This window comes from Paenibacillus azoreducens (assembly GCF_021654775.1).
GTDB lineage: Bacteria > Bacillota > Bacilli > Paenibacillales > Paenibacillaceae > Paenibacillus_AQ > Paenibacillus_AQ azoreducens.
Map to the genome: position 1 here is coordinate 4,082,298 of NZ_AP025343.1, position 24,392 is coordinate 4,106,689.

At 44.2% G+C, this 24,392-nt stretch carries 21 protein-coding genes; 1 reads left to right on the top strand and 20 read right to left on the bottom strand.

Going from position 1 to position 24,392, the window contains the following annotated elements:
- Nucleotides 1-173 precede the first annotated feature (173 nt).
- From L6442_RS18005 to L6442_RS18075, 15 genes are all read right to left on the bottom strand, one after another.
- Nucleotides 174-1,769 (bottom strand): response regulator transcription factor, encoded by a 1,596-nt coding sequence (locus L6442_RS18005; protein WP_212976844.1) that lies wholly within the window; start codon nucleotides 1,767-1,769, stop codon nucleotides 174-176.
- 105 nt (nucleotides 1,770-1,874) lie between these two features.
- Complete coding sequence (locus tag L6442_RS18010; protein ID WP_212976485.1) at nucleotides 1,875-3,584, bottom strand: sensor histidine kinase; 1,710 nt, start codon at nucleotides 3,582-3,584, stop codon at nucleotides 1,875-1,877.
- Nucleotides 3,585-4,201: 617 nt separating this feature from the next.
- Nucleotides 4,202-5,344, bottom strand: a complete 1,143-nt coding sequence (locus tag L6442_RS18015; protein ID WP_373871778.1) for a glycoside hydrolase family 88 protein — start codon at nucleotides 5,342-5,344, stop codon at nucleotides 4,202-4,204.
- A gap of 127 nt (nucleotides 5,345-5,471) precedes the next feature.
- Complete coding sequence (locus L6442_RS18020) at nucleotides 5,472-7,763, bottom strand: glycoside hydrolase family 95 protein (RefSeq protein WP_212976487.1); 2,292 nt, start codon at nucleotides 7,761-7,763, stop codon at nucleotides 5,472-5,474.
- A 244-nt stretch (nucleotides 7,764-8,007) separates the two neighbouring features.
- A complete protein-coding gene (locus tag L6442_RS18025; protein ID WP_212976488.1) occupies nucleotides 8,008-9,573 on the bottom strand; it encodes a carbohydrate-binding protein in 1,566 nt (521 codons plus the stop codon).
- Between the two features lie 735 nt (nucleotides 9,574-10,308).
- Entirely contained in the window at nucleotides 10,309-10,596 is a 288-nt protein-coding gene (locus L6442_RS18030) for a GNAT family N-acetyltransferase (protein WP_212976489.1), read from the bottom strand.
- Nucleotides 10,597-10,685: 89 nt separating this feature from the next.
- A complete protein-coding gene (gene tnpB / locus L6442_RS18035) occupies nucleotides 10,686-11,825 on the bottom strand; it encodes an IS200/IS605 family element RNA-guided endonuclease TnpB (protein WP_237099973.1) in 1,140 nt (379 codons plus the stop codon).
- 125 nt (nucleotides 11,826-11,950) lie between these two features.
- Nucleotides 11,951-12,304, bottom strand: a complete 354-nt coding sequence (locus L6442_RS18040) for a GNAT family N-acetyltransferase (protein ID WP_212976491.1) — start codon at nucleotides 12,302-12,304, stop codon at nucleotides 11,951-11,953.
- 541 nt (nucleotides 12,305-12,845) lie between these two features.
- Nucleotides 12,846-14,156, bottom strand: coding sequence for an alpha/beta hydrolase family protein (locus tag L6442_RS18045; RefSeq protein WP_237099974.1), 1,311 nt, complete (start codon nucleotides 14,154-14,156; stop codon nucleotides 12,846-12,848).
- Nucleotides 14,157-14,288: 132 nt separating this feature from the next.
- Nucleotides 14,289-14,741: a DUF3021 family protein gene (locus L6442_RS18050; RefSeq protein WP_212976492.1), complete on the bottom strand. Its 453-nt coding sequence runs from the start codon at nucleotides 14,739-14,741 to the stop codon at nucleotides 14,289-14,291.
- Between the two features lie 14 nt (nucleotides 14,742-14,755).
- Nucleotides 14,756-15,193: a LytTR family DNA-binding domain-containing protein gene (locus tag L6442_RS18055; RefSeq protein WP_212976493.1), complete on the bottom strand. Its 438-nt coding sequence runs from the start codon at nucleotides 15,191-15,193 to the stop codon at nucleotides 14,756-14,758.
- A 27-nt stretch (nucleotides 15,194-15,220) separates the two neighbouring features.
- The gene (locus L6442_RS18060) at nucleotides 15,221-15,685 is read right to left on the bottom strand and encodes an NUDIX domain-containing protein (protein ID WP_212976494.1); all 465 of its coding nucleotides are present in this window, start codon (nucleotides 15,683-15,685) and stop codon (nucleotides 15,221-15,223) included.
- Between the two features lie 9 nt (nucleotides 15,686-15,694).
- Complete coding sequence (locus L6442_RS18065; protein WP_212976495.1) at nucleotides 15,695-16,264, bottom strand: histidine phosphatase family protein; 570 nt, start codon at nucleotides 16,262-16,264, stop codon at nucleotides 15,695-15,697.
- Between the two features lie 45 nt (nucleotides 16,265-16,309).
- A complete protein-coding gene (locus L6442_RS18070) occupies nucleotides 16,310-16,789 on the bottom strand; it encodes a GNAT family N-acetyltransferase (RefSeq protein WP_212976496.1) in 480 nt (159 codons plus the stop codon).
- Between the two features lie 314 nt (nucleotides 16,790-17,103).
- Complete coding sequence (locus tag L6442_RS18075) at nucleotides 17,104-18,306, bottom strand: serine hydrolase domain-containing protein (RefSeq protein ID WP_212976497.1); 1,203 nt, start codon at nucleotides 18,304-18,306, stop codon at nucleotides 17,104-17,106.
- Between the two features lie 247 nt (nucleotides 18,307-18,553).
- Here L6442_RS18075 and L6442_RS18080 point away from each other — a divergent pair, with 247 nt between their 5' ends.
- Nucleotides 18,554-20,386, top strand: a complete 1,833-nt coding sequence (locus L6442_RS18080) for a helix-turn-helix transcriptional regulator (RefSeq protein WP_212976498.1) — start codon at nucleotides 18,554-18,556, stop codon at nucleotides 20,384-20,386.
- 152 nt (nucleotides 20,387-20,538) lie between these two features.
- Here the strand turns inward: L6442_RS18080 and L6442_RS18085 are convergent, their stop codons facing one another.
- From L6442_RS18085 to L6442_RS18105, 5 genes are all read right to left on the bottom strand, one after another.
- Nucleotides 20,539-21,183, bottom strand: coding sequence for an HAD family hydrolase (locus L6442_RS18085; protein WP_212976499.1), 645 nt, complete (start codon nucleotides 21,181-21,183; stop codon nucleotides 20,539-20,541).
- A 154-nt stretch (nucleotides 21,184-21,337) separates the two neighbouring features.
- A complete protein-coding gene (locus L6442_RS18090) occupies nucleotides 21,338-22,078 on the bottom strand; it encodes a class I SAM-dependent methyltransferase (RefSeq protein ID WP_212976500.1) in 741 nt (246 codons plus the stop codon).
- A gap of 105 nt (nucleotides 22,079-22,183) precedes the next feature.
- Complete coding sequence (locus L6442_RS18095; protein ID WP_212976501.1) at nucleotides 22,184-22,885, bottom strand: Type 1 glutamine amidotransferase-like domain-containing protein; 702 nt, start codon at nucleotides 22,883-22,885, stop codon at nucleotides 22,184-22,186.
- Nucleotides 22,886-22,907: 22 nt separating this feature from the next.
- Entirely contained in the window at nucleotides 22,908-23,465 is a 558-nt protein-coding gene (locus L6442_RS18100) for a GNAT family N-acetyltransferase (protein ID WP_212976846.1), read from the bottom strand.
- Between the two features lie 20 nt (nucleotides 23,466-23,485).
- Nucleotides 23,486-24,028: a DMP19 family protein gene (locus L6442_RS18105; protein WP_212976502.1), complete on the bottom strand. Its 543-nt coding sequence runs from the start codon at nucleotides 24,026-24,028 to the stop codon at nucleotides 23,486-23,488.
- Between the last annotated feature and the right edge of the window lie 364 nt (nucleotides 24,029-24,392).

Here is a 24,392-nt window from a genome sequence, read left to right on the forward strand (position 1 = left end):
GCAAGAAAACCTACCTATGCATCGCGGTCGCTCATCCTTGAGTTACTTCGATTGGTTTTCTTATCAAAAGCGGACTTTTTGAACATCCTCTTAAAGAAAACGGGACCGTTCCCCTCAATCCTCAGATCGGATCGGAAGAAACGGCCCCGCATCAAATAATTGCCAAAGGCAATCTATCGGGCGTATTTGTTGACGGCATACTTTGTTTTATATTCACTTGGCGTCATGCCGATGTATTTCTTAAACACTTTGGAAAAATAAGTCCGATCCGAATACCCCAGCCCCATCGCAAGCGATTCGAGCGTCTGGCCCGAGGTTTTCATCATCTTCGCGGCGATGGTCATTTTGTATTGATGGACGTAATCCGTAAAATTGACGCCAGTCAAACGCTTAAAATAACGCGAAAAATAGCTGGAGTTCAGGTATAAATAACGCGCCATGTCAATGGACGTGATATTATCGGCTAAATGCTGATCGATAAACTGCTGGATCTGCTGCAATTTAGGCTCTTGTGCGGACGAGACGGCATTCCCTTGTTTATTTTGGGCAATAAAAACCAGCTGCCTTTCGGCAAGCTCAAGCACATCCTCCAAGGTTCTGGCTGCGGAAAGATAGCTGTATCTCGCTTCATCCGCTTTTCTTCCCGAAAACATCATAGCGACGCCGCGCAAAAAAAGAGTGACCTCTTGCACGAACTCATTTGGCTCAAACCGTTTCTCCCGGACTTTGGCGCCAATAGAAACTATCATATCGTGGATGCAATGGACGTCGTTTTTTAAGACCGCGCGTTCCAAGTCCGCTTTATAGGCATCCAATGACCCATGAGGAAACGGCAGGAATACACGCTGCATATGAAGCTGCATATCCGCCACCTTCTGATCGTCGCCCTCGTAGAACCCATGTTTGTGATGAATGATTTGATGGTAGCAGTTTCCGACAGCCCGCAAATCCATTTTATCGTTGACCGTCACGATGTTCAGCTGCAATTTTAAAAATTGCGCTGTTCTTGACCGCAGCTCATCCATATATCTTTGAAAATACGGGCAGACATTATCCGCCAGATTCAGCCGGTAGTTGTATAACACGATCAGGTTGTCCTGATCCAGGAACGGAGTGATTCCTTCATACGCTGCCGAAAGCTCCACCGCGATATTGTAAATGGCATAAGTGATCAGTGACAAATTGTTCCGGACGTACAACGTTTCGTACGAAGAATAGTGGAGATTGACCACTCCCAGCATAAACCAAGGGTATCCCCAGGAAATGCCGATCCCTGCGGCATACTCTACCGTTGACTCGGGATGCCCTCCGTCAATGACTCGCTGGATCAGACCCTGCTTGAATAGTTCTCTATTATAATGCGATGCTTTCTGCCCCATAGGGGCGGATTTCTTCTGCAAAAAGAGAATTGATTTATTTAAGCTTTGTTCCAGTTGGTCCGGCGTCAATTGATCTTTAAGCAAGTAGTCATCCGCATTCAGCTTAACCGCCTGTTGCGCGTAATGAAAGTCTTCGTGGCAGGTCAAAAAGATAACGCGGATATCGGGCTTCATGCTGCGAAAAGCCGCCGCCAGCTCGATTCCGTTTTTCTGCGGCAATCCGATATCCGTAATCACGATATCAGGCCATGTTTCTTTAAAAAGATGCAGCGCTTTGGCGCTGGAATAAGTCGTTCCAACAATGTTCAGCTGAAGCGCTTCCCACTCGATCATTTGCTGCAGTACTTTAAGCATCGGGACATCATCATCAATCAGCATTACTTTATGCATCACATTGCATTCCTCCTTGCAAAACTAACCCCACAAAGTGAACCGCGGCCTTCGAAGTTTATTCCGATTACTTTGCGGGGAGCCCCCTTATCATTAATAAATTCTTTATTGCAAAGAAAGCCTGGTCGAATGAATTGGAATTTGAATCCGGGCCGTGATTCCGTTATGCATATTTGTACCCAGCGAAAGCGTGGCCTCGGGGCCGAATGAAAGCTTGAGCCTTTGAGCGATATTGATCAGTCCGACCCTTTGGTATGAAGGATCCGGTTCGCGATCGCAGTTCAGCAGAAGATCATTTAACCGGCACAGCTGTTCTTCCTCCATGCCTTCACCATTATTTTCGATTTCGATCCGAATACAGTCGTCTTTCTTGTGGGCGGAAATCCAAACCTTCGCATCCGGGTGGTCCACGAATCCATGGACGATGGCGTTTTCAATTATGGGTTGGAGCATCAGTTTGGGAAGCTTCCAGGACTTCAAATCCGGTTCCAAATCGATTGTCAGCTGGACCGGAATTTCATTGCGGATCTTCATAATATCGATATAATGCCGCATCAATTCGCATTCTTCCTGCAATGTCGCTGTTTCATTAAACTTCATGTAGGCGCGGAGCAAACTCATCAAGGAGTCGATAATGCCGCTGTGAACATAATCCTTCTGCAAAATTAAACTGCATTTGATTGAATTCAGCGTATTGATCAGAAAATGGGGGCGGATTTGCATGAACAACGCCTCAAGTTCCATAACCCTTTTCTGTTCCTGCTCCCGCTCGATATCATGAATCAAGCCTTGAAGCTGGTCCAGCATCGTATTTAATGTACGGCTCAGTTCGGCGATATCATCCCGGCCCTTCACCTCAAGTCTCGCATCCAGATTGCCCATGCCGAATTGGCGAACGACCCGCTGCAGTTTTTGGATCGGCCTATGTAACCTTTTCGCAATAAACATCGAGGATATCGAGAAAATAATGAAAAACAGGATAACACCGCCGATCCCCATATAAAATGTTCTAGAAATTTTACCCGTAAAAGCCTCTTTGCTCGCTTCGTATACCAAAGTCCAATCGGTTTTGTCCAGCGTCATTTCCGAATGAAGGTTGGAGTGGGCATAGGCCGTGTTGGGCGGAGCAAGCTCCGTGCTTCCCGCAATCCTGCTGCCCTTGGCGTCAAAAAGAGCAACTTTGCCAAATTCGACCGGCTTCAGCAGTTTTTCAAAATAAGGCTCCGAGATGCCGATCAAGAGAACCGATAAATATTCTTTTTCATGGTCGTCGTAAATGATTCTGGCGATGTAATATGTTCCTTCTTTTCCAGGTTCATCACGCATCATTCCCAACCATTGCAGCGTTTCCGGCTGATTGAAATTGATTTTTTGATATAAAGCGTCCAAGCTTTTATGCATGGCTGACAGATCATCTTCGCCCGACGGAATAATGAAGCGCTTTCGATTCACAAGATACATGCGCGTATTGTTATTTAACGGTTTGGTGGTAATCAGGGAAAAGACGCCTTTAATCTGCGTAAAATTCGTATAATCATCGTATGTGCGCAGCCTGTCCGTATCCGCAAAGTTCTTCAAATAGGTTCTGAAGCTCGTATCGTTAACGATAAAATGGGAAGCAAACGTAACATCATCGATCGTTTTTCCGATTTCATCAATCATGACATTCAAAAAGTTCTCATTTGTTAATTGAAGCTTTTCTACCATCGTTTCTTTAATCAAAACAAAAGAGATCACCGATACGGTTATGATCGGAACAATGATGAACAATAGGAATGACAGCTGTATTCTCTTGTAGTAAGTCAATTTGAACACCCTAAGCTCAGCCTCTTTCTTGCTGTTATGATATTTATGCCTTCCTATCGTATATCGGCAGATCCTCTTTTGTCATTGACTTTATTCAAATAAATCCGTCTCAGAACTAAAAGAACCTTGCATTTTGCGAGGTGGTCGCTACGGTTACGGATCGTTCTTCCGATCGCTGTTGTCTCCAAATTTCTTGATTTTGTTTTTTATAGGTAGAAATTCGGAGACAAAGGCGAACGCTACCGCTTCTTCAGATCGATTCCGTCCCCTCCGCTACTTTCGCTTTTTTTCAAGCACTAATCATGATGTTGAGCCGCTATATTAGTTGAATAAATGAGTCTGCAATGCAGCTCGGAGAAATGTTCTTCCGATCGCTGTTCTCTCCGAATTTTTATGATTCAAGCGTATTCATGGTAGAAATTCGCTCACAAAGCGTATGCTTACGATGCTAGCTTTCCTACGGAAAGCTTTTAGGCGAACGCAGCTTATGCTTCCGAGGTAGCTTTTTTTCAAAAAGCTTTCAGCTTCTTCAGAATCATTTTCCTTAGGTTCAGTATTCTTACGTGGTTCTTCTTTAGAATATTGAACCCACTTGCTTGATCCTTTATCCTTCTGTTCAGTTCAACTTATTTAGATTCCCGCTCGTACCAGTATCCATGAATTCCTTTTTCCATCCGCATCAAAGCCTCCAGATAGAAATAGTCGCCCCAGATCATATAGTCGTCAGGCGATAAACCTCCGTGGACATAATACGATCCGTGCTTGAGCAGTCCTTCGGCATCATCTTCACCAATTGTGGAATACCGCTCAACCAGACTATTCATGGATTTCACAAGCATCTCTTCGAAATAGCTGCGGTCCGGGTCGCCGGCATCCAGATGGGATATCAATTCGACCAAACCTGCCACCACAATGGCGGAAGCCGAGCTGTCACGATAAGTGTCAGGACCTGCCGGAGCATTGAAATCCCAATACGCCACATGATCTTCCGGCAGATGTTCAAGGAAATAACGGGCAACCCGTTTCGATGTGTTCAGGAATAACGGATTTTTCGTATACCGGTATGAAAGGGCAAAGCCGTACACACCCCACGCTTGTCCTCTCGTCCATGTCGAACCGTTGGAAAAACCTTGATGCGTTGCCCCGCCAATCGGTTCACCCGTTTCAGGATTAAAAAAGAATGTATGGTAAGAGCTATCGTCTCCCCTAACCAGGTAACGCCGGGTTTGCTCCGCTTGCTTGATGGCGGCATACCGGTAGGACGGATCATCCGTTTGCTCGCTTGCCCAATATAGCAAAGGAAGATTCAGCAAACAGTCGATAATGATTCTTCCCGCTTCCTTGGGATCATCTTTTGCGCCCCAGGCCTGAATGTAACCTCCAGGTTCGCGCCAGCGTCTCAACAGCACATCTGCCGCTTCCAATGTAAGCTTCCGCGCCTGCTCGTCCTTAGTGACAATCCATTGCGCTTTCGAGGATAAAGAGTATAAAAATCCAATGTCATGATGATCCAGTACCACATGGTTATCCAGGCGTTTCCGGAAGTTCGCCACCGTGGCTTCGGCTGCTTGACGATACCGTTCATCCTGCGAATATTCGTAACATAACCAGAGCATGCCTGACCAGAAGCCGTTAGTCCAGTCCGTATTGTCGTTCAACTCGTATGTTCCGTTTTGACTCACATGAGGGAATTTTGCTCCGAACCTGTCGATATTTTTTAACGTTTTTGATAAAGCGTCTTCTATCGCCTTTGTCCAATCCACTCTAATTCCTCCCCATTTTTTCACCTTAGCGATCCTAAATTAACATCATCATATCGAAAAAAGGCAATCCTAATGGGTTTGAATTTTTGCAGTGATGTGCAATATTTTGACTTTTTTTGTTTCGAAACCGTACTTATTTTGCTTTTAATCCGATTCGGAAGACGCTGCCGGCCGGAATATTGAAACGATAGGTATGGTTCTCTGGATCAACCGGAATCGCTGCACCACGGAAATCGCGGAACTCAAGCGGTATTTCACTGTAAATCACGCATTCCTTTCCAAGCTGGGAAGCGATCTTGGCCTCATGCAGCCGCCCCTCCGACCATTGGATATCAACCGCAAAACCTCCCCTTGCACGCAATCCGGTCACCCGGCCGGCTGGCCATTCTTTCGGCAATGCGGGAAGAAGGCGAATTTCCCCGGCATGCGACTGCAGCAGCATCTCCTGAATGGCCGCGGCCCCGCCAAAATTGGCATCAATCTGAAATGGCGGATGATCGCCGAATAAGTTGGGATGGACGGCTTTACGCAAAAGATTTTGCAAGCTGCTGTATGCCTGGCCGCCATCGCCCAGCCTTGCCCAAAAATTCGCGATCCAAGCCTGGCTCCATCCCGTGTGCCCGCCGCCATGCGCCAATCTCCGCTCTAGCGTATGTCTTGCTGCAGCTCCTAGTTCCGGCATACGATGGGGAATGATCTGTTCTCCCGGATGCAGCGCAAACAGTTGCGAAATATGGCGGTGCCCCGGCTCCGCTTCTTCGTAGTCGACGGACCATTCCATGATCTGGCCGTACCGCCCGATTTGCGGTTTGGGAAGTCTGCTTCGGGCTTGCGTCCATTCCGTTTGAAGCGGTTGATCAAGTCCCAATTGCTCCGCAGCTTCGATACAGGCGCTAAATAGCGCATACACGATTTGAGAATCCATGGAGGGGCCGTAACATAATGAACCGGCTTCTCCTTGTTCCGTTATATAACGATTTTCCGGAGACAAAGAAGGTGATGTGATAAGCTGTCCGGATGAATCTTCCACCAAAAAGTCCAGGAAAAATAGAGCCGCTTCTTTTAGTACAGGATAGGCCCGGTCGCGCAAAAATGCGTCAGAACCGTTATATCGATAATGCTCCCATAAATGAAGCGCGATCCATGCGCCACCTGTCGGCCAAATGTTGGCGGATGTGAATGCCCCAAACACTCCGGTATCGGCCCATATATTGCTCATGGTATGGGCTGTAAATCCTCTCGCGCCGTATAAATCCCGGGCCGTTTTGCGTCCGTTCACGATCAGTCTGTCAATGAAATCAAAAAGCGGTTCATGGCATTCCGCCAAATTCGCCGTCTCCGCAATCCAATAATTCATCTGCAAATTAATGTTCAGATGGAAATCGGACTCCCAAGGCGGCGTAAAGCTTTCATTCCATATGCCCTGCAAATTGGCGGGCAGGCACCCGGGTCTGGAACTTGCGATCAGCAAATAGCGCCCATAATGGTAAAACAATTCTTCAAGCCCTCTGTCCGCCCCACCTTGCCGGTATTTCGCCAGACGTTCCGACGTTGGCAAGTGGCATTGCCCCATATCCTCTTCTTCTAATTCCAGATGAACCCGGTCAAATAATTGCCTATGATCATAAACATGTCTTTGCTTAAGCTCGGCATAAGGTATAGCAGCGGCAAGTTCAGCCTGTTGTACAGTTTCACGAAAAGGATCGCTGTGCCGGAATGATGTTTGAGCAGCAACAATTAACGTCACCGAGTCTGCTTGGCGGATATCCAGATAGTTACCGACCGCCACGGATTCCCCGCCTTCGGTTACGGCATGAATCACCGCGGCATACTGCACACCGTCAGGCCCGGATTGCCCCCTCATGCCAATACTGCTTGCGCTTCTAGTGACTTCGCCGTCAAATGGCCTCCGGCTTAACCTTGCAGTCAAAGAAAGCGCACCCGGTTTGGAAGCGGTGAGACGAATAATCAGCACTTGATCGGCCGCGCTCGCAAATGCTTCCCGGCTGTATTCCGTAGAACCCATCTTATAGGTGACCGCAGCAATACCGGTTTGAAGGTCGAGCTCACGCCGATATTCTGCGGCCTGCTCCTGCCCTTCCAAGCGAAGCAATACATCGCCCAAAGGCTGGTATGGGCCAAAATAATGCGGGGCGTTAGTCATATGTAAAAGAGCCAGCCGTTCGGCCTCCTGCGGTTTTCCTTCCAACAGCAGCTTTCTGATTTCCGGCAGCTTCCCGAGTGCGGCGGGGTTGTCGTTTCCTTTCGGACCGCCGTACCACAGGGAATCTTCATTCAATTGAATCCTTTCCGCCTGGGTTCCCCCGAAAATCATGCCGCCTAAGCGGCCGTTACCGATTGGAAATGCCTCCGTCCATATTTTTGCAGGCTCCAGTTCGATGAATTTACATGAATTACTGCCCATCTTCCTTCCCCCTTCTTTGGTTAAAGGTCACAATTCTTCAATAAACAAATGTGCGTCATTCTAATAAGGTATGATTTTTATGGATGATTTTAATTATAGTAGCATCGCTTTCACTTAAGATAGTGGATTGTTATGGTCATATGGGGGAGTATTTTGACGGGGAATGGGCGTAATTTTGACTATCAGCAAAAAATCCCCTTCATTCGAATTGCTTCGGAATAAAGAGGATGCATCATATCAGTGTTTAAATTTGTTTTACCTGCCAAAGTGCCGGAACATTAGGCGGCTCCCAACCCGGAAGCGATGTATGCGGCTGGCGGCAAATATAGGTTTTGCCTCCATACGCGACTTCATCATTTGCTTTATAGCTGACGTTTGCAGCCCAGCCTTGGGAGTTTCCGCCTCCTCCTGCATCGGTTGTCACGTTGATTGTGGTCCCAGTTGAAATGTTGCCCGCTGCATCCCTCGCTGTCACGGTAAACTGGTAGCTGGTGTTTGGCTCAAGCCCGCTAATCGTCGTATTTGTTCCCGATACATTAACGCTGCTCGCTCCATAAGTAATGGTGTAACCCGTAACGCCCACATTATCTGTCGATGCCGTCCAACTCAAGGAGACGCTGGTTGAGGATTTGGCTGTCACCGTGACATTCGTCGGTGCCGTTGGCGGCTGCGTATCCGGAACCGACGGACTTAGCGCATCCAAATAAGCACGATGACTGTCCGAAAATTCAAAATGGTTAAACTTATCCCAGTTAATGGACCATGTCATCAAGCCGCGGAAATTCGGGTATCCGCTTGCATTGCCGCGCATTTGGTAATTGGACAGCTGCTTGCCTTTGATCAAGGCGTCAAGCGCTTTTTGCACTTCGGCGACGGAAGTGAATCCCCCTCCCGCATTGGGACTGGCCGGCAAACCGAGCAGCACTTGATCCGGGCGGAGAGCCGGAAAGAAGCTATTCGGGTTTTTGGCGACCGGGAAGCCCGTCAACAGCATATCGGCCATCGCGACATGGAAATCGGCGGACCCCATATTATGGTATTGATCATCAAGCCCCGTGATCGGACCGGAGTTATAGTTCTGCACCTGCAGCCAATCGAGAATATCGCGTGTTGCATAGATGACCGGCAAATACGCGCCTGAGCGGTTGTCGCAGCTGATGCAGCTGCCGCCATAGAAAGAATATCCAAGCTGCACGAAAAAGGTCTCCGGCGCCATGGTCAGATAAAACTTATCCGTACCAAAGTGATCATTAATCGTCCGCAAAGCGGTAATCAAATTGACGATCACCGGAGTGGTCGGATTTTTGAAGTCGCTGTCCCCCGCATTCAAGTAAAGCGAATGCCCTTCGAAATCAACATCCAGTCCGTCGAAACCGTATTTCTCAATGATGGCCGTTACGGAGGAAACAAAATTGTCACGGGCCGCCGTACTGGCCAACTGGACTTGACCGTTTGCGCCTCCGATGGAGATGATGACTTTTTTCCCTTGGCTTTGCAGGTATGCAACGTCCGCCTTAAACTCCGCATCGGTGTAATTAAACGGAGTAAACCCGATGGCACCATTCGTAACGCCTGCCGTAGGCTCCGCAAAAGAAACGTTGATTACGTCAAATTTGGGCGACACGTCGCGCAGCTTAATAAAACCCGATCCGTTCTCAAAGTTATGCCAGTAGCCTACAATCGTTTTATTGGCTACCGCTGCATGCGCCTTCGGCGTGTTAAACGACCCGAATAAAAGCAGTGATAATATCAGGACCACAATAATGGAAATTGCCCTTGGCTTGCGAAATGTAAAATGATTAACGCCCATTCTTGGTTCCCCTCCTCATGATGGACAAGATGACAGCGCTTGCAAACTGATTCGAATCAAATAATCAGCGACTTCTCGCCCCCTTTCATGCACTGTGCCTGGTGGATATCTTGGAAGAACTGCTGGCATTTGGCCAAAATTACCGAATTCGTTAGCTGGAGCTATCAAGTTCGCTTAATGGCATTCCATCTTCGCTTGATGAAGATATCATGTTCGCTTGATGGTCATTTCATGTTCGCTTGTCGATGTCGATACCCCTTTCATTATCAAGAAAACGTTATTGGCACAAAAGGGGGAATATACAGTAATCGCGGGGGAAATTCCTCTAGAAGAGTGAGAGAATGTGTTTCGTTTGCTTAGTTCCTAATGAAAGTAATCGTTATTTGAGCAATAACGCGTCTATGCACTCTAACGAAACCACCAATCGCTATTGGAGCAAAATAATGCCTTGCAAAATCTTATCGAAACTAGGGAGCGCTATTCGACCAAAGTGAAGTTCAGAATGCCGGATTTCGACCTAATAACGATATGGTGTTTCGTTACGTTTTATTTCGCCTCGTTTTTGCCACAATAACGTTTTTCCGTTTCGTTAGAGGCGCTTTATCGACGTACTCTCTGGGAAGACAGACCGCGTTTAGGGGATGTTTTTTTTGCGATATCAGGATGCGTTTTCCCCGAAGTTATACTTTTTCATATTTTCAAAAAGGGAGCCGCATGGGCCCCTTTTAATTCCGCTTAAATTTTGACTGACTTTCGAAGTTTGTACACGTGATATTCCCTATTTTCAATTTCGATATCGTCTTGCGGTTCAAAACCGCATTTTTGCAGCACTTTATTTGACGGCTGGTTACGAGTTTGGGCGATTGCAATCAATTCCTGGACATTGGTATTTTCAAACAAATATTTAATTAGACCTTTGGCCGCTTGAGTCGTATAGCCCTTGTTTCTATGTGTTGTGTTCATTTGAGATTCCGTATTGAACCTCTCATGACTAAAGTCACGAGATTCTTGGGAAGAGAGCATACTTGATCGATCGTGGCATACACGACAATCAGCGGTTTCTCTTATTTACCAAGCTATCCCCGTAGTACCTACGGTTCTTTGTGTCTGGTCTATGATAGAGCTTGTATTCTCAATCCTTCAATCAAGATATTTTTGCTCGCATTGATATCACGGTCGTGATGGGTATGACAAATGGGGCAAGTCCATTCCCGAATGTGGAGCGGTTTCTTTCCATCTAGGTGTCCACATTCAGAACAAATCTGGCTTGAGGGAAACCATGGATCTACCTTTACAATTTGACGACCGTACCAGTCGGCTTTGTATTGTAACTTTTCTACAAAACTAGACCAGGATACGTCAGAGATGCTTTTCGCTAATTTACGATTACGCAACATACCTTTTGTGTTTAAGTCCTCTATACAGATCACATCGTGGTTTTTGATGATTTCTGTACTTAACTTATTTAGAAAATCGGTACGTTGATTCATCACTTTTTCGTGGAGTCTAGCGACTTTTCGCTTTTGTTTTTGGTAGTTCTCTGCTTGAAAAAGGTCGATTCCCTTCTTTTTAGCCAGGAAGGCACGACGTGACAACTTACGCTGTTCTCGTTTCAGTTTCTTTTCCATCTGGGCAGTGAATCTATGGTTATCTTTCTTCTGACTATCCGATAGAATTGCAAAATCTGTGATACCTAAGTCAATACCAATCGCGGAATTCACTTTCGGTAGTTCATCGATTTCTTCCTCACACAGGATGGAGACGAAGAATTTTCCACTCGCATTTTTACGAAGGGTAGCGTTAAGTATACGTCCTTTCGGTTCTCGGCTTTTAGCCAACTTTACGAATCCGAGTTTAGGTAGCTTCACGTAGCTTTCTTTGATTTCAATGCTTTGATTCACGTTCTTCGTAGTATAGCTTTGAACGGGATTCTTTTTACTTTTGAATTGAGGCCTTTTATTTTGTTTTTTGAAAAAACGAGAAAAAGAATCCGCTAAGTTTAAAAGAGAGGATTGGAGTGCGATGCTATCGACTTCTTTCAACCAATAAGTCTCAACGTCCTTCTTCATTTTGGGAAGCATAGCAGAACAAGAAGGGTAAGATAGACCTTTTCCTGTATTTGAATAAGCTGTATTCCACATATTTAGAAAGTGATTGTAGACAAATCTGGAACAACCGATAGTTTTAGCGATTAATATTTGCTGTTCTTGATTTGGATAGATCCGAAACTTATAAGCTTTATGTCGAAGCATGGCATTCACCTCACTTCTTATTCGTTTTAAGCTTAACATACGTCAGTTGATTAACATAGCTAAAGCTATGCCTCAACTGAAGCCGATTCATCTGCATGACTTAAGTCACGAGTATTCTCGGCTAATTAATAAATCTCCCTGTTTGGCGGCGACACTTTATCCAGTATTCCCGTACCGCAAACGCCGATAAATTCACCGCTATCTTTGGATATGATACCAAGCCGCAAACGCAATTCACCAATATTCCCATCTTTCGCAACAGCATCCAGGAAGCGTTTATTATCAGGTATTTCATAATCTAGAATCCATTCTTCCCGCTGCTCTTTTGATACGTTCCAATCCAACAAAAATTCATAAAAGTGCGGCTGCCACGTAAGGTGGAACAGATCGTCCAGATCTTCAAAGCGATACTCCCGCAAAATAATATCCTCACACTCGATCGTAAACAGGTTTGAATTGTGATTTTGTAATTGACTCATTTATATCCTCCTAATATATAGAAGGAATACAAAGCAAGGGACATCAAATTCCTGCTAATACGCAGCAAACCCCAAGGATTCACCGCATCATGCGATCCAGACACACTATGCCTTGCATCCTTGTAATTGTAAAATTCATATTCAGATCAAACCATTACAAAGTTGTAGGCACAGGTAGGCCTCCTTCCAAATATATCCTCGAAATTGTAGCAAATTCTACCCGTTAATTCAATAATGGAACTATATAAGTTGAACCAATGATTATGAACGGAAGGAGGCAGTCGGGTGAAATGTTCTTTCGATCACTGTTGCTCACAGATTTCTATGATTGGAACCTATCTTAGGTAGAAATCCGCTCACAAAGCATATGCTTACGATGTTAGCTTTCCTTTGGAAAGCTTTTAGGCGAACGCTCCGCTTCTCCGTAAATCTTTCCCCCTCTTGCCTTTCCCTTTTCATTTTCTTTAGTTCAACTTATATAGTCACTGTTTAAGATTAAAAACAACAAGTTGGGATGGAATATTGGCAAAATGCATTGCGATCAGTACGTACCCGCTGATGTGAAGCTGCCCTCTCCTTTCAAATAACTATCGAAAAATTCCAATATGATCCGATTCATCGTCTCAAGACATTTGTATTTATCAATCTTTGCCTTTCCACCCTGCAGCATATCGGCAAGCATCGGTGAAAATAGAGACAGATCCGTAAGACTCATATGTTTTGCTCCTCGAATATAAACTTTATAAACCTCACCGCCGCTTTCTTCAACCGTTTTGTTACCTGCATAAGTAGAGATGCTATCAAGCTGCGTCCAAACACTATCCGAGTATATATTCAGAAGCGGGATCTTGTAAGCTTGGTGAGTCGATTCAAAATTATTCTTCTCCTTGTTATAAACAATGTCACTGAACAGTGGACCATCAATATTGACAACCGCCGTAACATCATGACGTTCTCTGCCAAGCCACGCACTCGCCGCACCACCCATAGAATGACCGAATACACCTATTTTCTCAGGGTTCACAAGTTGATAGACCTTGTCACTATCGCTTTTCGCTTTTTCAAGAATCGTATCGATGACAAAATTCATGTCGTCTGTTCGCAGTTTCATCCATTTTTGACGGAGTCCGTAGAGTTGCTCCATCGTGTAAATGCCGTATTTGTTGGAATTATTGAATTCCTGCAAATATTCGCTATTAATCGTAGTAATCGTCCCATCATCTGAAGTAGTATAAAAGGAATGATAGGGATGGTCTATCGAGCACACGACATACCCATGACTTGCAAGCTCCTGATATGTAGAGGTGTTGCTAGATTTAATACCGTATGCTCCATGCGAAAATACCAATAACGGATAGGTTCCGTTTGCGTTTTCGGGATACCAAAACTCCACATTCACAAATCTGTTTGCTCCTGTATCTGTAAACTCTTCTTTTCTGTTTTTGTCTATGTAGGTGTATGTCTTCGTTGCGACCCCATACTCCCCTGTAACTTGAGGCAATCTATACTGTGGAAATACGATCGCGGGTGCAGCCGCAATGATGACCAAGATAAACATGATAACGGCACGTCCGATGACTCGACCCCACTTATAAACTTTGTGCTTCTCCTTGCGTCGTAATAACGTCCACAAACCAAGCAATGCCCAGATTAGCAGCAGAAAAGCAAGCGCTATCCACTGAAAACCCCACTCAATGACCGAAACAAGCGTGAAAATTACAAATACTGCAAACGCGCCTATCCTCACCATACCCCTGATTTTTTGCTGATTCGATTGCGTCCATATGCAAAATGCTGCAAAGACTACTTCAAAAACTGCTGCGATCATCACAATTAATATTCCCATTCCCATTCTGCGCCTCCTCTGCGTTTGCCTTGCAGCATCAGCATAACGAATCCTTTTTGCAGCGTAAATATGGTTCAGGGTATGTTGCAGTATGGGTACGGTAAGTTGTAAAAAAGACAGGGTAAGTTGCCCCCCACCTTATTGAACATGTTCTTTTAACTTTTTTAGTTGTTCATTGATTTCATTGGCGACTTTGAGGTCACTCTTCCAAACAAGCAGTTGGACAATGCCGAATATAATGGCAATTTCCAAGGCGAGGATCACATTCGCAGATACCCCTGTAACCCAACCCATCATGTTAGCGAAAACAATAATCACCGCTTCGACAATGATAAAATGAATCAGTATCCGTATCCGCATGCCCTTTTCGCTTGGGTTTGCAAAAAAATCAAAGATATGGCTCGGTAAAACTCCCACCAATGCACAAATCATGAACGCATAAATTTGACGGAAGCCGAGAGAAAATTTAGATGCATCCAGTTCATATATGAGTATATAAATCTGATTAAGCAAAACAATACATATGACAATACCAGCTAATACGAGCAAATAATCTCTTGCAAGTCTTTTTAAAAATTCGGATAATCTCATCCCACGCCCTCCTATTATATTCCCAACATCGTTTTGAGTACCGGCACATATTGACGCGAAACCATCACGCTTTCCCCATTATCCATTCTTGCTTCGAATCTGCCGCTAATGGAGGGCTTGATGTACGATATTTTGGCGATATTGATAATGCTGGATTTCGATGCGCGGAAAAATTTCCTTCCCTCGCATAACTCTTCGAGTTCATATAACTTCTGTTTCGATTCAAAGACCCGATCCCGGCAGTATACAAACACCTTGTTGTCCACCGATTCAAAATAGTACACATCGCTGAAATTGATTTGGTGGATGGTATCCTCATTAAAGCCGATAAGCATCTTGTTTTTAGCTTTGATCCGGCGCAAAAGGCTTAAAATCTCTTCATTGACCTCATGACATCGTATGATGATTTCTTCATCCTGCCTATTGTCGATTTCTTCTATAGATATCTTCATGTCTTAAGTACGACCGCCTTTTTTGTATCAGATCACGCCTTTATAGTGATTTGATGTTTCGAATTGCTTCACAATAACTTTTATCATGTTCATGGTTTGGTCGGGCATCTCATCCGGCTTGAAAAATCCAAAATCCGTAACTTCAACCTGATCCGGTTTTATTTTACCTTTGAATTGTTTTGTGTAATAAGTGATCGCAATATAATGTGTGTCGGCGCCTAGCTGGGATATATAAAATCTAGAATCAGAAAACACTTGAAAATGATTTAAATCATTAACATTGATCTTGATATCAAGCTCCTCGCGCAATTCTCTTTTTAATGCATCTTCCACTGATTCACCAGGTTCAAGCATCCCTCCTGGTAACCCCCATGTATTGTCATGATGTTTAACCATTAATATAGAACCTTCATCATTTAAGAGAATTAAAGTCGGGCGAACGATAATCAGCGGCAAATTTCCCGACCGGTTTCTTAGCTCTTCGATATACATGTTAATCTTTCACCCCCATAATCTCGTCACGTCTATTAATCTATCTTCATCAAATTCCATCCTGTAAATATCCGGTTTGGATGTCGTGAACAAAAACTCAACGTCATATTGGCTGTCAAAGTATCCCATCATTAATGTCATCACTGCTCCGTGAGTTCCTATCGCCACTTTTTGCCCTTTGTAATCTTTCAGGATTTTTTTCAATACGGCTACGGTCCGTTCCCGGCCAATCGTCATGGACTCTCCGCCAGGCAGCGAAGATTCAGGTTCAGCAAACATCTTTTTTACTAACGGATACACCTCGTGATCCTGCAATATTTTATCTTCTCCTGCAAAAACAATTTCTTTAAGATCTTCAATAACCAATACTTCTTTACCTGCAGACCGGGCTGCTTCCTCAATGGTTAAAACGGCTCGTCTATATGGACTTGAAATGTACGTATCGATTCCCTCATCTTTTAGCAGCTCAGTGATTATTTTGGCATCTTGCATCCCTTTATCAGTCAGCGCACGCGTTCTTTCATTTCCTTCGGTTTTTGGGGATTCTCCATGTCTGACCATGTAAATAACTGTTTGCATATAACCTCCGTTGTCATGATCCTGAGATACTCTCAAGAATATTCTTCATTTCTGTAAGCTCTCTAATTGAGACGTAAATTTATCAAATGTTTTGATAAAGTGCTTTTGGTCCTTGGTAAAAATAAATCCTCGTCGTTCGTAGAACCTGTGTGCATTAACTCTACTTGGGTGGGAAAATAATTTAATGCCGGAGTAGCCGTTATTCATCGCCCATTGCTCAAGGCTTTCCATCAGCATACCTCCTATGCCATGATTTCGATATTCTTCTTTAACGACAAAACCTAAGATGTTCACAAGAGAATCAGCAGTAAGCAGCTCATATGGACTTCCATGAATATAGCCGATCACTTTGTCGTTTTGCTCATAAACGAAAATAATATCTTTTGTCTTGCTGGTAATAATTTCGATTTTCTTTCTTACTTTTTCTTCCGAAAATGCATGTAGATTAGGATTAAAGTCCAGGTTCAGCATATAAATATCATGGTAATCCATGATCTGGATTTCCCTGATATTTGGTTGGTTCATGATCTAACACCTCAATTTCGCGAATATAAATAGAAACGCATCAAAACGATTTTAGGCAACATAAATATTTCGACACCGTGTTTGCATACTCCTTGCGTTCGGTATAATCTCATGCATTCAATCAAAGGGTTGCGGTAGCATAATGTCCCATCAATCCTTGAGACATCGGAACGTGTAAATTAAGCACTCTGTAATCCCCCCGTTTACCCAAGCTGGAGGGATTTTTCTTTTTGCAGCAAGAATACCACCCTTCAAAATCTATCGGGGCAAAAAATAAGGCTGCCCGCTGAAGTGCCGAGCAACCTTCTCATAAATTATTTCTTTTTCAGTCCTAATCCCGCCATATAAACTCCGTTAAAATACTCTTCGCCCCCGGTGGATTCCGTATACACATTCATATTCACTACAACGACACGCTGTCCGTCGCGTGAGGCCCTAACGCCATTTACCGATCCGAAAATGCCGCCGCTATGTCCCCATACCAGCTCGCCGTTCGGCATTTTCATCTGATAAATACCAAGCCCAAAATAAGGCACTTCGTCATACCCGGATTTTACCGTGGTGAACATTTGCTTCATTTGCTCCGGTTTCAACAATTTTCCGCCGAACAAAGCAGAAAAGAAGGTGCTCAGATCTCTTCCCGACGAAATCATCTCACCGGAAGCCCCGGCGATGGACGGGTTCAAATCCGTAACGTCAAATCTCTCATTATTGTGATATAAATATGCCTTGGAATGATTAGCCCCCGGTACAACCAGGTTTACGCCCGGACAGAACGTGTTGTTCAACTTCAACGGTTCAATGATGCGTCTTTCGATTTGCTGGGCGTAGGTCGATCCCGTGACTTTTTCAACAATGATGCCAAGCAAAACATAATTAGTATTGGTATACATCAGACCTTTACCCGGCTCAAACAATGGATCATTCTTCAGACCTTTCTTTACAAGCTCCTCCGGTGAATATGTCACCTGAATTCGTTTCAGTATATCCGCTCCTGAACCGTCAAACAGATCCATCGAATAATCATTCAACCCGCTTGTATGGTTCAATAACTGCCGAATCGTCACCTTATTCCCATCATAGCCGTTGCCCTGGACCAAGCCCGGAACCCATTTTTCAACCGGATCGTCAAGATTCAGCTTGTTTTCGCCAGCCAATTGCAGAACCACCGTCGCTATAAATGTCTTGGTCAAACTTCCGATCCGGTAGCGATAATCCGCCTCCATTTTACGTCCTGTGTTGACATCTGCGATGCCGGACGCGTATCCCTGATATTTACCATGGTCATATACATAAGCGATAGCGCCTTGTACATCCGGCCTTAGCAGCTTGTCCAATTCCTTCTGAACATTGGGGTTTGCCAATTCCTTTTGATTCTGAACAGCAGATTTTTGCTCCACTTTCGCATTCCCTCCTTTTGCGCTCGATCCTGCGATAGCGTGATCCGCCGTCGGAATGACCATCGCACTTGCCAGCAGCGCCGTACAACCCATCAAACCTATTTTTCTTCCAACCATCGTTTCCACTCCTTCAATACATAATGGCATCATGAGCGCTCAACGGATTTTATGTCTTCCGCATTGCACTTCCAGCCATTACGATAGCTGAGCGGGTCTCATTTTGACTAGTGATGATATGTCACAACTTCGTTTCAAAATATCATATGACAAAAAGTCACTGGTCAAAATGACATTCCCCCCCTAAACTAATAATGATGTATGGTCTTTTGCAGCAATGGATCCAAATGCAAGAAAGGAGCCCATCATGTTCAATTTTAAGAAGCAGTGGCATTGGTATCATTGGATATTATTTTTGATGCGCATTTTATGGTTAAGTCATATTATGATTCTCGCATGGCGCCAACCTGAGCTGTTTCATTCGCCAATAGGTTTGGTTGTTACATTATCTGTGTTAGTGTTTATCATACCGCTCCTGCTGCACCAGTTGTATCCCAAAGGGTATCTGCCGGCAGAAATCGGTCTTGCAGGTTCGTTTAGCATTTATTTAGCCGGACAAAACGCCGAATTTTCATGGCAATTTATCATTTTTGCCTGCATGATCGCTTTCTTTTGCCGCAATAAAACCACCCGCTGGGCAGCGCTTGCGCTTGTGTTAATGATTTCTGCCGCAATCGCTTGGGCCGCTAACGAGTCTCGGTATGATATCTGGTTTACTTATACGCTCAATCACGCAATCGCTTTTGCGCTGGGATACGGATGGCAGTTATTCGTGCTTCATCAGCGGCAGAACGAGATTATCCAGGAACAAAGCCGTGTGTTGGAGCAGCATCTGGCAAAAGTAGAACAACTCACACTAATTGAGGAACGTAATCGGCTGTCACATGAGCTTCATGACACCATTGGCCATACCCTCACTTCTATCATTGTTGGCGTTGAGTCATTGCGGCCGTCATGCCCTCAAGAATTGGATGCTCGCATGGAAACCATTGCAAATCTCGCTCGTTACGGGCTCGAGGATATCCGCAAACATTTGCATCATCTTTCGGAACCTCTTCCGAACATATTGACAGAATCACTGCAGCAGTTGGTTGAAGACTTTGCCCAATCCACCGGAGTAGCCGTGCATTTCCGAATTTTCGGGCATGAGGTGAAGGTTAGCAAGCGTATCAGCCTTTGTCTGCATCGCTGCCTGCAAGAATCACTGACGAATGCTGTCCGGCACGGCAAAGCAAACCTGATTCAAATCCATTTATTCTTTGATGAATATGAGCTGCGAATGCAGATCGAGGATAACGGCCAAGGCATGGAACAAATCGATCATGGTTTTGGATTGGACGGAATGAAGGAACGGCTCACAGAGCTTGCGGGCCATTTATCAATCCACTCCACGCCAAACATCGGCACTTTGGTTGTATGTACGATACCGCTCAGAAAAGAACCATCGAATCAGGAAATTTCGATCTTGCTTGTTGACGATCAACCGATCATTACCGAAAGCTTGCAGCGTATTCTTGAGCAGCAGCAAGGTTTTGCGGTCGTCGGTACAGCTGCACATGGTCAAGAAGCGATTAAGCAATGTGAGCTGCATCGCCCCGATGTCGTGCTTATGGATGTGCGGATGCCTGTCTTGGACGGGCTCGAGGCACTTCGTCAGATTAAACAAAATTGGCCGGAAATACGGGTCGTCATGCTTACCACTTTTGACGATATGCAGCAGGCTTCTCTTTCGCTTCAGTTGGGTGCGGAAGGATATTTGCTGAAGTCGGCCCATCCGCATGAATTATGCCAAGCATTAAAAGCCGTTTACAATGGGGGAACGTGGATCGATCAAGGCATGGCCGCTCAAGTGTTCAAGGAAATCAAGCAGCAGCAGAGGCAGCAGCAAAATTTGCAAGGCAGCAAGCCACAGAAAGAACAAGGGGAATATCCTTACGGATTATCGAAACGCGAGCTTGACATACTGCTTCATTTGACAAGCGGATTGCGTTACAAATCCATTGCGAACAAGATGTTTTTATCGGAGGGCACGGTCCGGAACTACTGCTCCAACCTTTACTCCAAGCTTGGCGTCCGAAATCGCGAAGACGCTATTGCGAAGGCAAGACAAGAACGATTGTGTGAAATCGACGGGGCTTAGTGATATCTGACGGAAGTGGAATTCAAAGAAAATAATTGTGCTAGCTTAGATCCCCCATGAACTGCCCCAACTTTTGGGGATCTAAGTGTCCGCTTGAACGAAGTCCGTGCTTATACGCATTGTTATCAGATAACGAATCATTTTTTCAAAAACTAAATAAATCTTTTTAATTCTCCTATATCCGTTATTTCTGCACTTGGATAAACCCCCATTTTGTTCATCAATTCAACATCTCCTTGATACGCAATAAAACGCACCCCAGCTTCTGTCGATGCCTTGCCGTCAATCCAAGAATCTCCGACTGATATCCATTCTTCCGCCAAAATATTCCCATACCGTTTCAATACATAAAGAAATCCATCAGGGGATGGCTTCATTAACTTCATCATTTCTCTGCCGACAACGCAATCGAAATAGTTCAGAATGCCATTATCTCTTAACGCAACTTCGGCAGCTTCAATCGAATTATTCGTAACAACTACCATGCAGAACCTATCATGTAATTCCTTAAGAAGTTCAGTAACTCCTGACTCAAGATCGGCATCTTTCATGCCAATAACTTCAAATCTCTTTGGAATTTCCCACATTTCCTTAATTAATTGATCCGTCATTAAGCCTGTTTTTGTGGCTTCCGCAATGATGGTTGATGATGTATGGTTAGTAATATCGAGATCAGCAGGGAGTATTCCCCGTGAAACCAGATATCCGAAAGTCTCTTTTTTCATCGATTCCAAATCAATTCTCGATTGCAATATTGTATTGTCCATGTCAAAAATGATCCCTTTAATCTTCTTCATATGCACCCTCACATTAAGTAGTTTTCATGATTTCATTACGTCCATACGTTCAATGAGACATACGGTCGGCAAAAAAATAAATGTCATTTATTTAACATCAACACAATACGCAGCTATTCTCTCGGATTGGATTCATGCGCATGAATTCAGTCTATTATCCATATTTGGGTTGACCGAGCCATACTTCCGTACTATACCTTACTGTGATTTGGCCATTGGACGCTATTTTATTAAAACGTTGTTTATGGGCTTCCTGAAATATCTCAAACCAGTCCTCGCTTTCGTCTGGCGCCTCCATGCCTGAAACTACCGCTCCCCAATATTCATCCCATGTCTCGTAATGCTCTTGCTTAAATAGAAATCTATGAGGCGCTGAATCTCCATAAAAATATGTAACTGGCTCCTGATGCCTTGTTGCTGCTAACCGTTCATTATATTGTGCAATGTTGCATACGAGCATTGTATCCCGAAAAAAATTGTGATCATCATAATAGGAAAATATCGCCAACCATCCTTGGGGCTTAAGGATTCTTGCAAATTCTTTGATTGCAGCCTCCGGGTTAAATCTATGATAGGCATTTGCCGCAACTATTAAATCAATGGACTGATCAGGCAGGCTAGTCTCCTCAGCTACTCCATCTATATATTCAATGCCTTCTCGTTGCTTCATTAGTTCATATGAAATCTTGCGCATTTCAAATTCGGGTTCGATTGCAAATACCTTCTCTACTTCACCTACAAAATGCTGTGTGAGAAGTCCGGTTCCCGAACCAATATCAGCTATTATTCCTTGACTAACGTTTGCCGTTTCAATGACAAATTTACTGGCTTCTATTGAATACGGCAGCCGATACCTGGCATATTGCAGAGCTTTATCACGTGTCATTGAATTCATTTTAAGTCTCCTTTGAATGGGAATTACATGCTTCGGACAGAAGGACTTATTTTAACAGGAGTTACTTACTGGTCAGGAAGCGGAATGCTCTCAGAATCTTAGATTTTATTCACATCCCAAATACGTCGGAATCATTTCGGTTTCCGTGACCTCATGATCAGTACAAGTAACTTGATAGGCCCTGGCCAGAGGCCTTGAGCTAACAACATCAAAAATCTGCTCATCCTGGTAATGAACCGCCACTCCATCATCCATGGCAATTCCGCCGTTGATTTCTTTGTTTTTTAATAGTCGATGGTAGCTGGTTCTGCGATCCGCTTCCCCATCATAATGAGGGCAACTGCTTCCCTTTAGGAACCCCAGGCACTCCAACCGCGTTAGTACACCCGGCAACGAATCCGTAACCCCTTCTTCAAACCAGCAGATCGCTCCCGCACTCAGTCCGGCTAATATGACGTGATTCTCCCAGGCTTTTTTTATGTATTGATCCAGGTTCCATTCCTGCCATAACACCAGCATATTTCTAGTATTCCCGCCGCCAACATACAGAATATCCTTTTCAAGAATATAGTCCTCAAGATCGTGGGGAGTGTTCTTAAACAAAGATAAATGCGAGGGCCGGCAAGGATGATTTTCAAATGAATGATAAAATCTCTGTATATATCCATCTGCATCTCCGCTAGCGGTTGGAATGAAACAAACTTTAGGACGATTGGATTGGGCTTGCTCTAATATATACTGATCTAATAAGGGATTCTCAGGCTCCATCGAAAAACCGCCGCCGCCCATGGCTATGATTTGTCTCATGATATGCAACTCCTAGAGTTTTTTATGGATTTAGAGAAGATGTAGAAGCATTATTAGCAAATCTGAAAATCAACTTGATTCCGTCATTTTTCGTTTCCGAGATCTCTTCGTAATAGGAGCCTTCCGTATAATGATTAATTGTCTTTCTCCAAAAAGCTTGTGCTCTTTTATTCGTTTCCTTCGGGTTCGTCTGCAGCTCCCAAGTGCCTGAATGTTGATTAAACACTTCAACTGCTGCCTTTTCAGCCACGTCCATGCCGCGATATGGTCTCAACACAAAATATTCATGTAAATAATAATCGCTGCCATGTGGCGTATATGGTGGCGTACCTACTAGCGCGAATCCCGCTGGAATATGATCTACTTTAATCAAATATGGGAACAGTACGGAGGGATTGGACCACCATATGTCAAAAACTTTATTTTGCTCACTCAACGTCGATGTTTCATCCTCTTCATAAACCCCATACTTATTCGGTTTCCATCCCCAAATCTCTGACAGATCATGCAAATACAATGGGTACAGATTATTGATAATAAATTTGGTACTTGGATCGGTCAGACTTACAGTGATTATCATTTTGTTCTCCGTTCGATTGTTTAACATTCCTCCATCTCCCTAATGAATAAAGAACGATTCATCTCTACATATTCAAATAAATTTTCAAAAATATTTCTGTCTTGGTTTAGATATAAATTCTCTGCTTCATCCAACACTTCATCAAAATCCAGTCCATGGATCATCTGACTGCTGGAGATTGTATATTCACTTTGGTTATTCAAATTAGCCCTTAACAAACTTGGATCAATGCCGCTGCTCATCAGAATCAGTTTAATATTATGAAGCGTTAAATAGTCTTGATCGGCACCGATCCGTTTCAGGCTGTCTATCGTTTCATCGAGATATTGACCCGAAGAGTTTTCGAGAAAGCCGATAATTCCGTTCATATTTAATTCCGTGTCAAAATCAATGATCAGTATAATATCCTGCAACCACATCGGGAGCTGCTCAAAATAAGTTCTCGCTTGAATGCCTCTGTCCGAATAAAGATTCATGCATATTTCGCTAACGATATCTTCGGCGGAGCCCTGATGTAATGTTTCCCAGGAAATGAGTTCATTTAAGATTTTATGGAGTTCCATTGGTTCACCCTCAAAATAGTATTTAAAGATTGCCCCGCTCATGCAACGCACTACCGTGCGCTGGAAGCTGCGCGATGGAGGCCCAACTGCGACTGCAAAACTTTAACGGACACAGCGGCCGCTATGAAGGTCGATTTCGCGCATTTTGATTTTTAACGGACACAGATGCTGCTATTTTATGAAAAATCATCATTTTGCGTTGTTTTGGAGCTATTAAGCGCTGTGGTGTCCGTTACATTTTTAATATAGCTGTTTTTAGCCAATTAGCGGTCGTGGTGTCCGTTAGAAAATGGTGTCGTTATGCGGCTGACAGGCCTTACTCGGCGTGTCCAAACACACCAGGATTTAAAAGCGACTTCTAAGA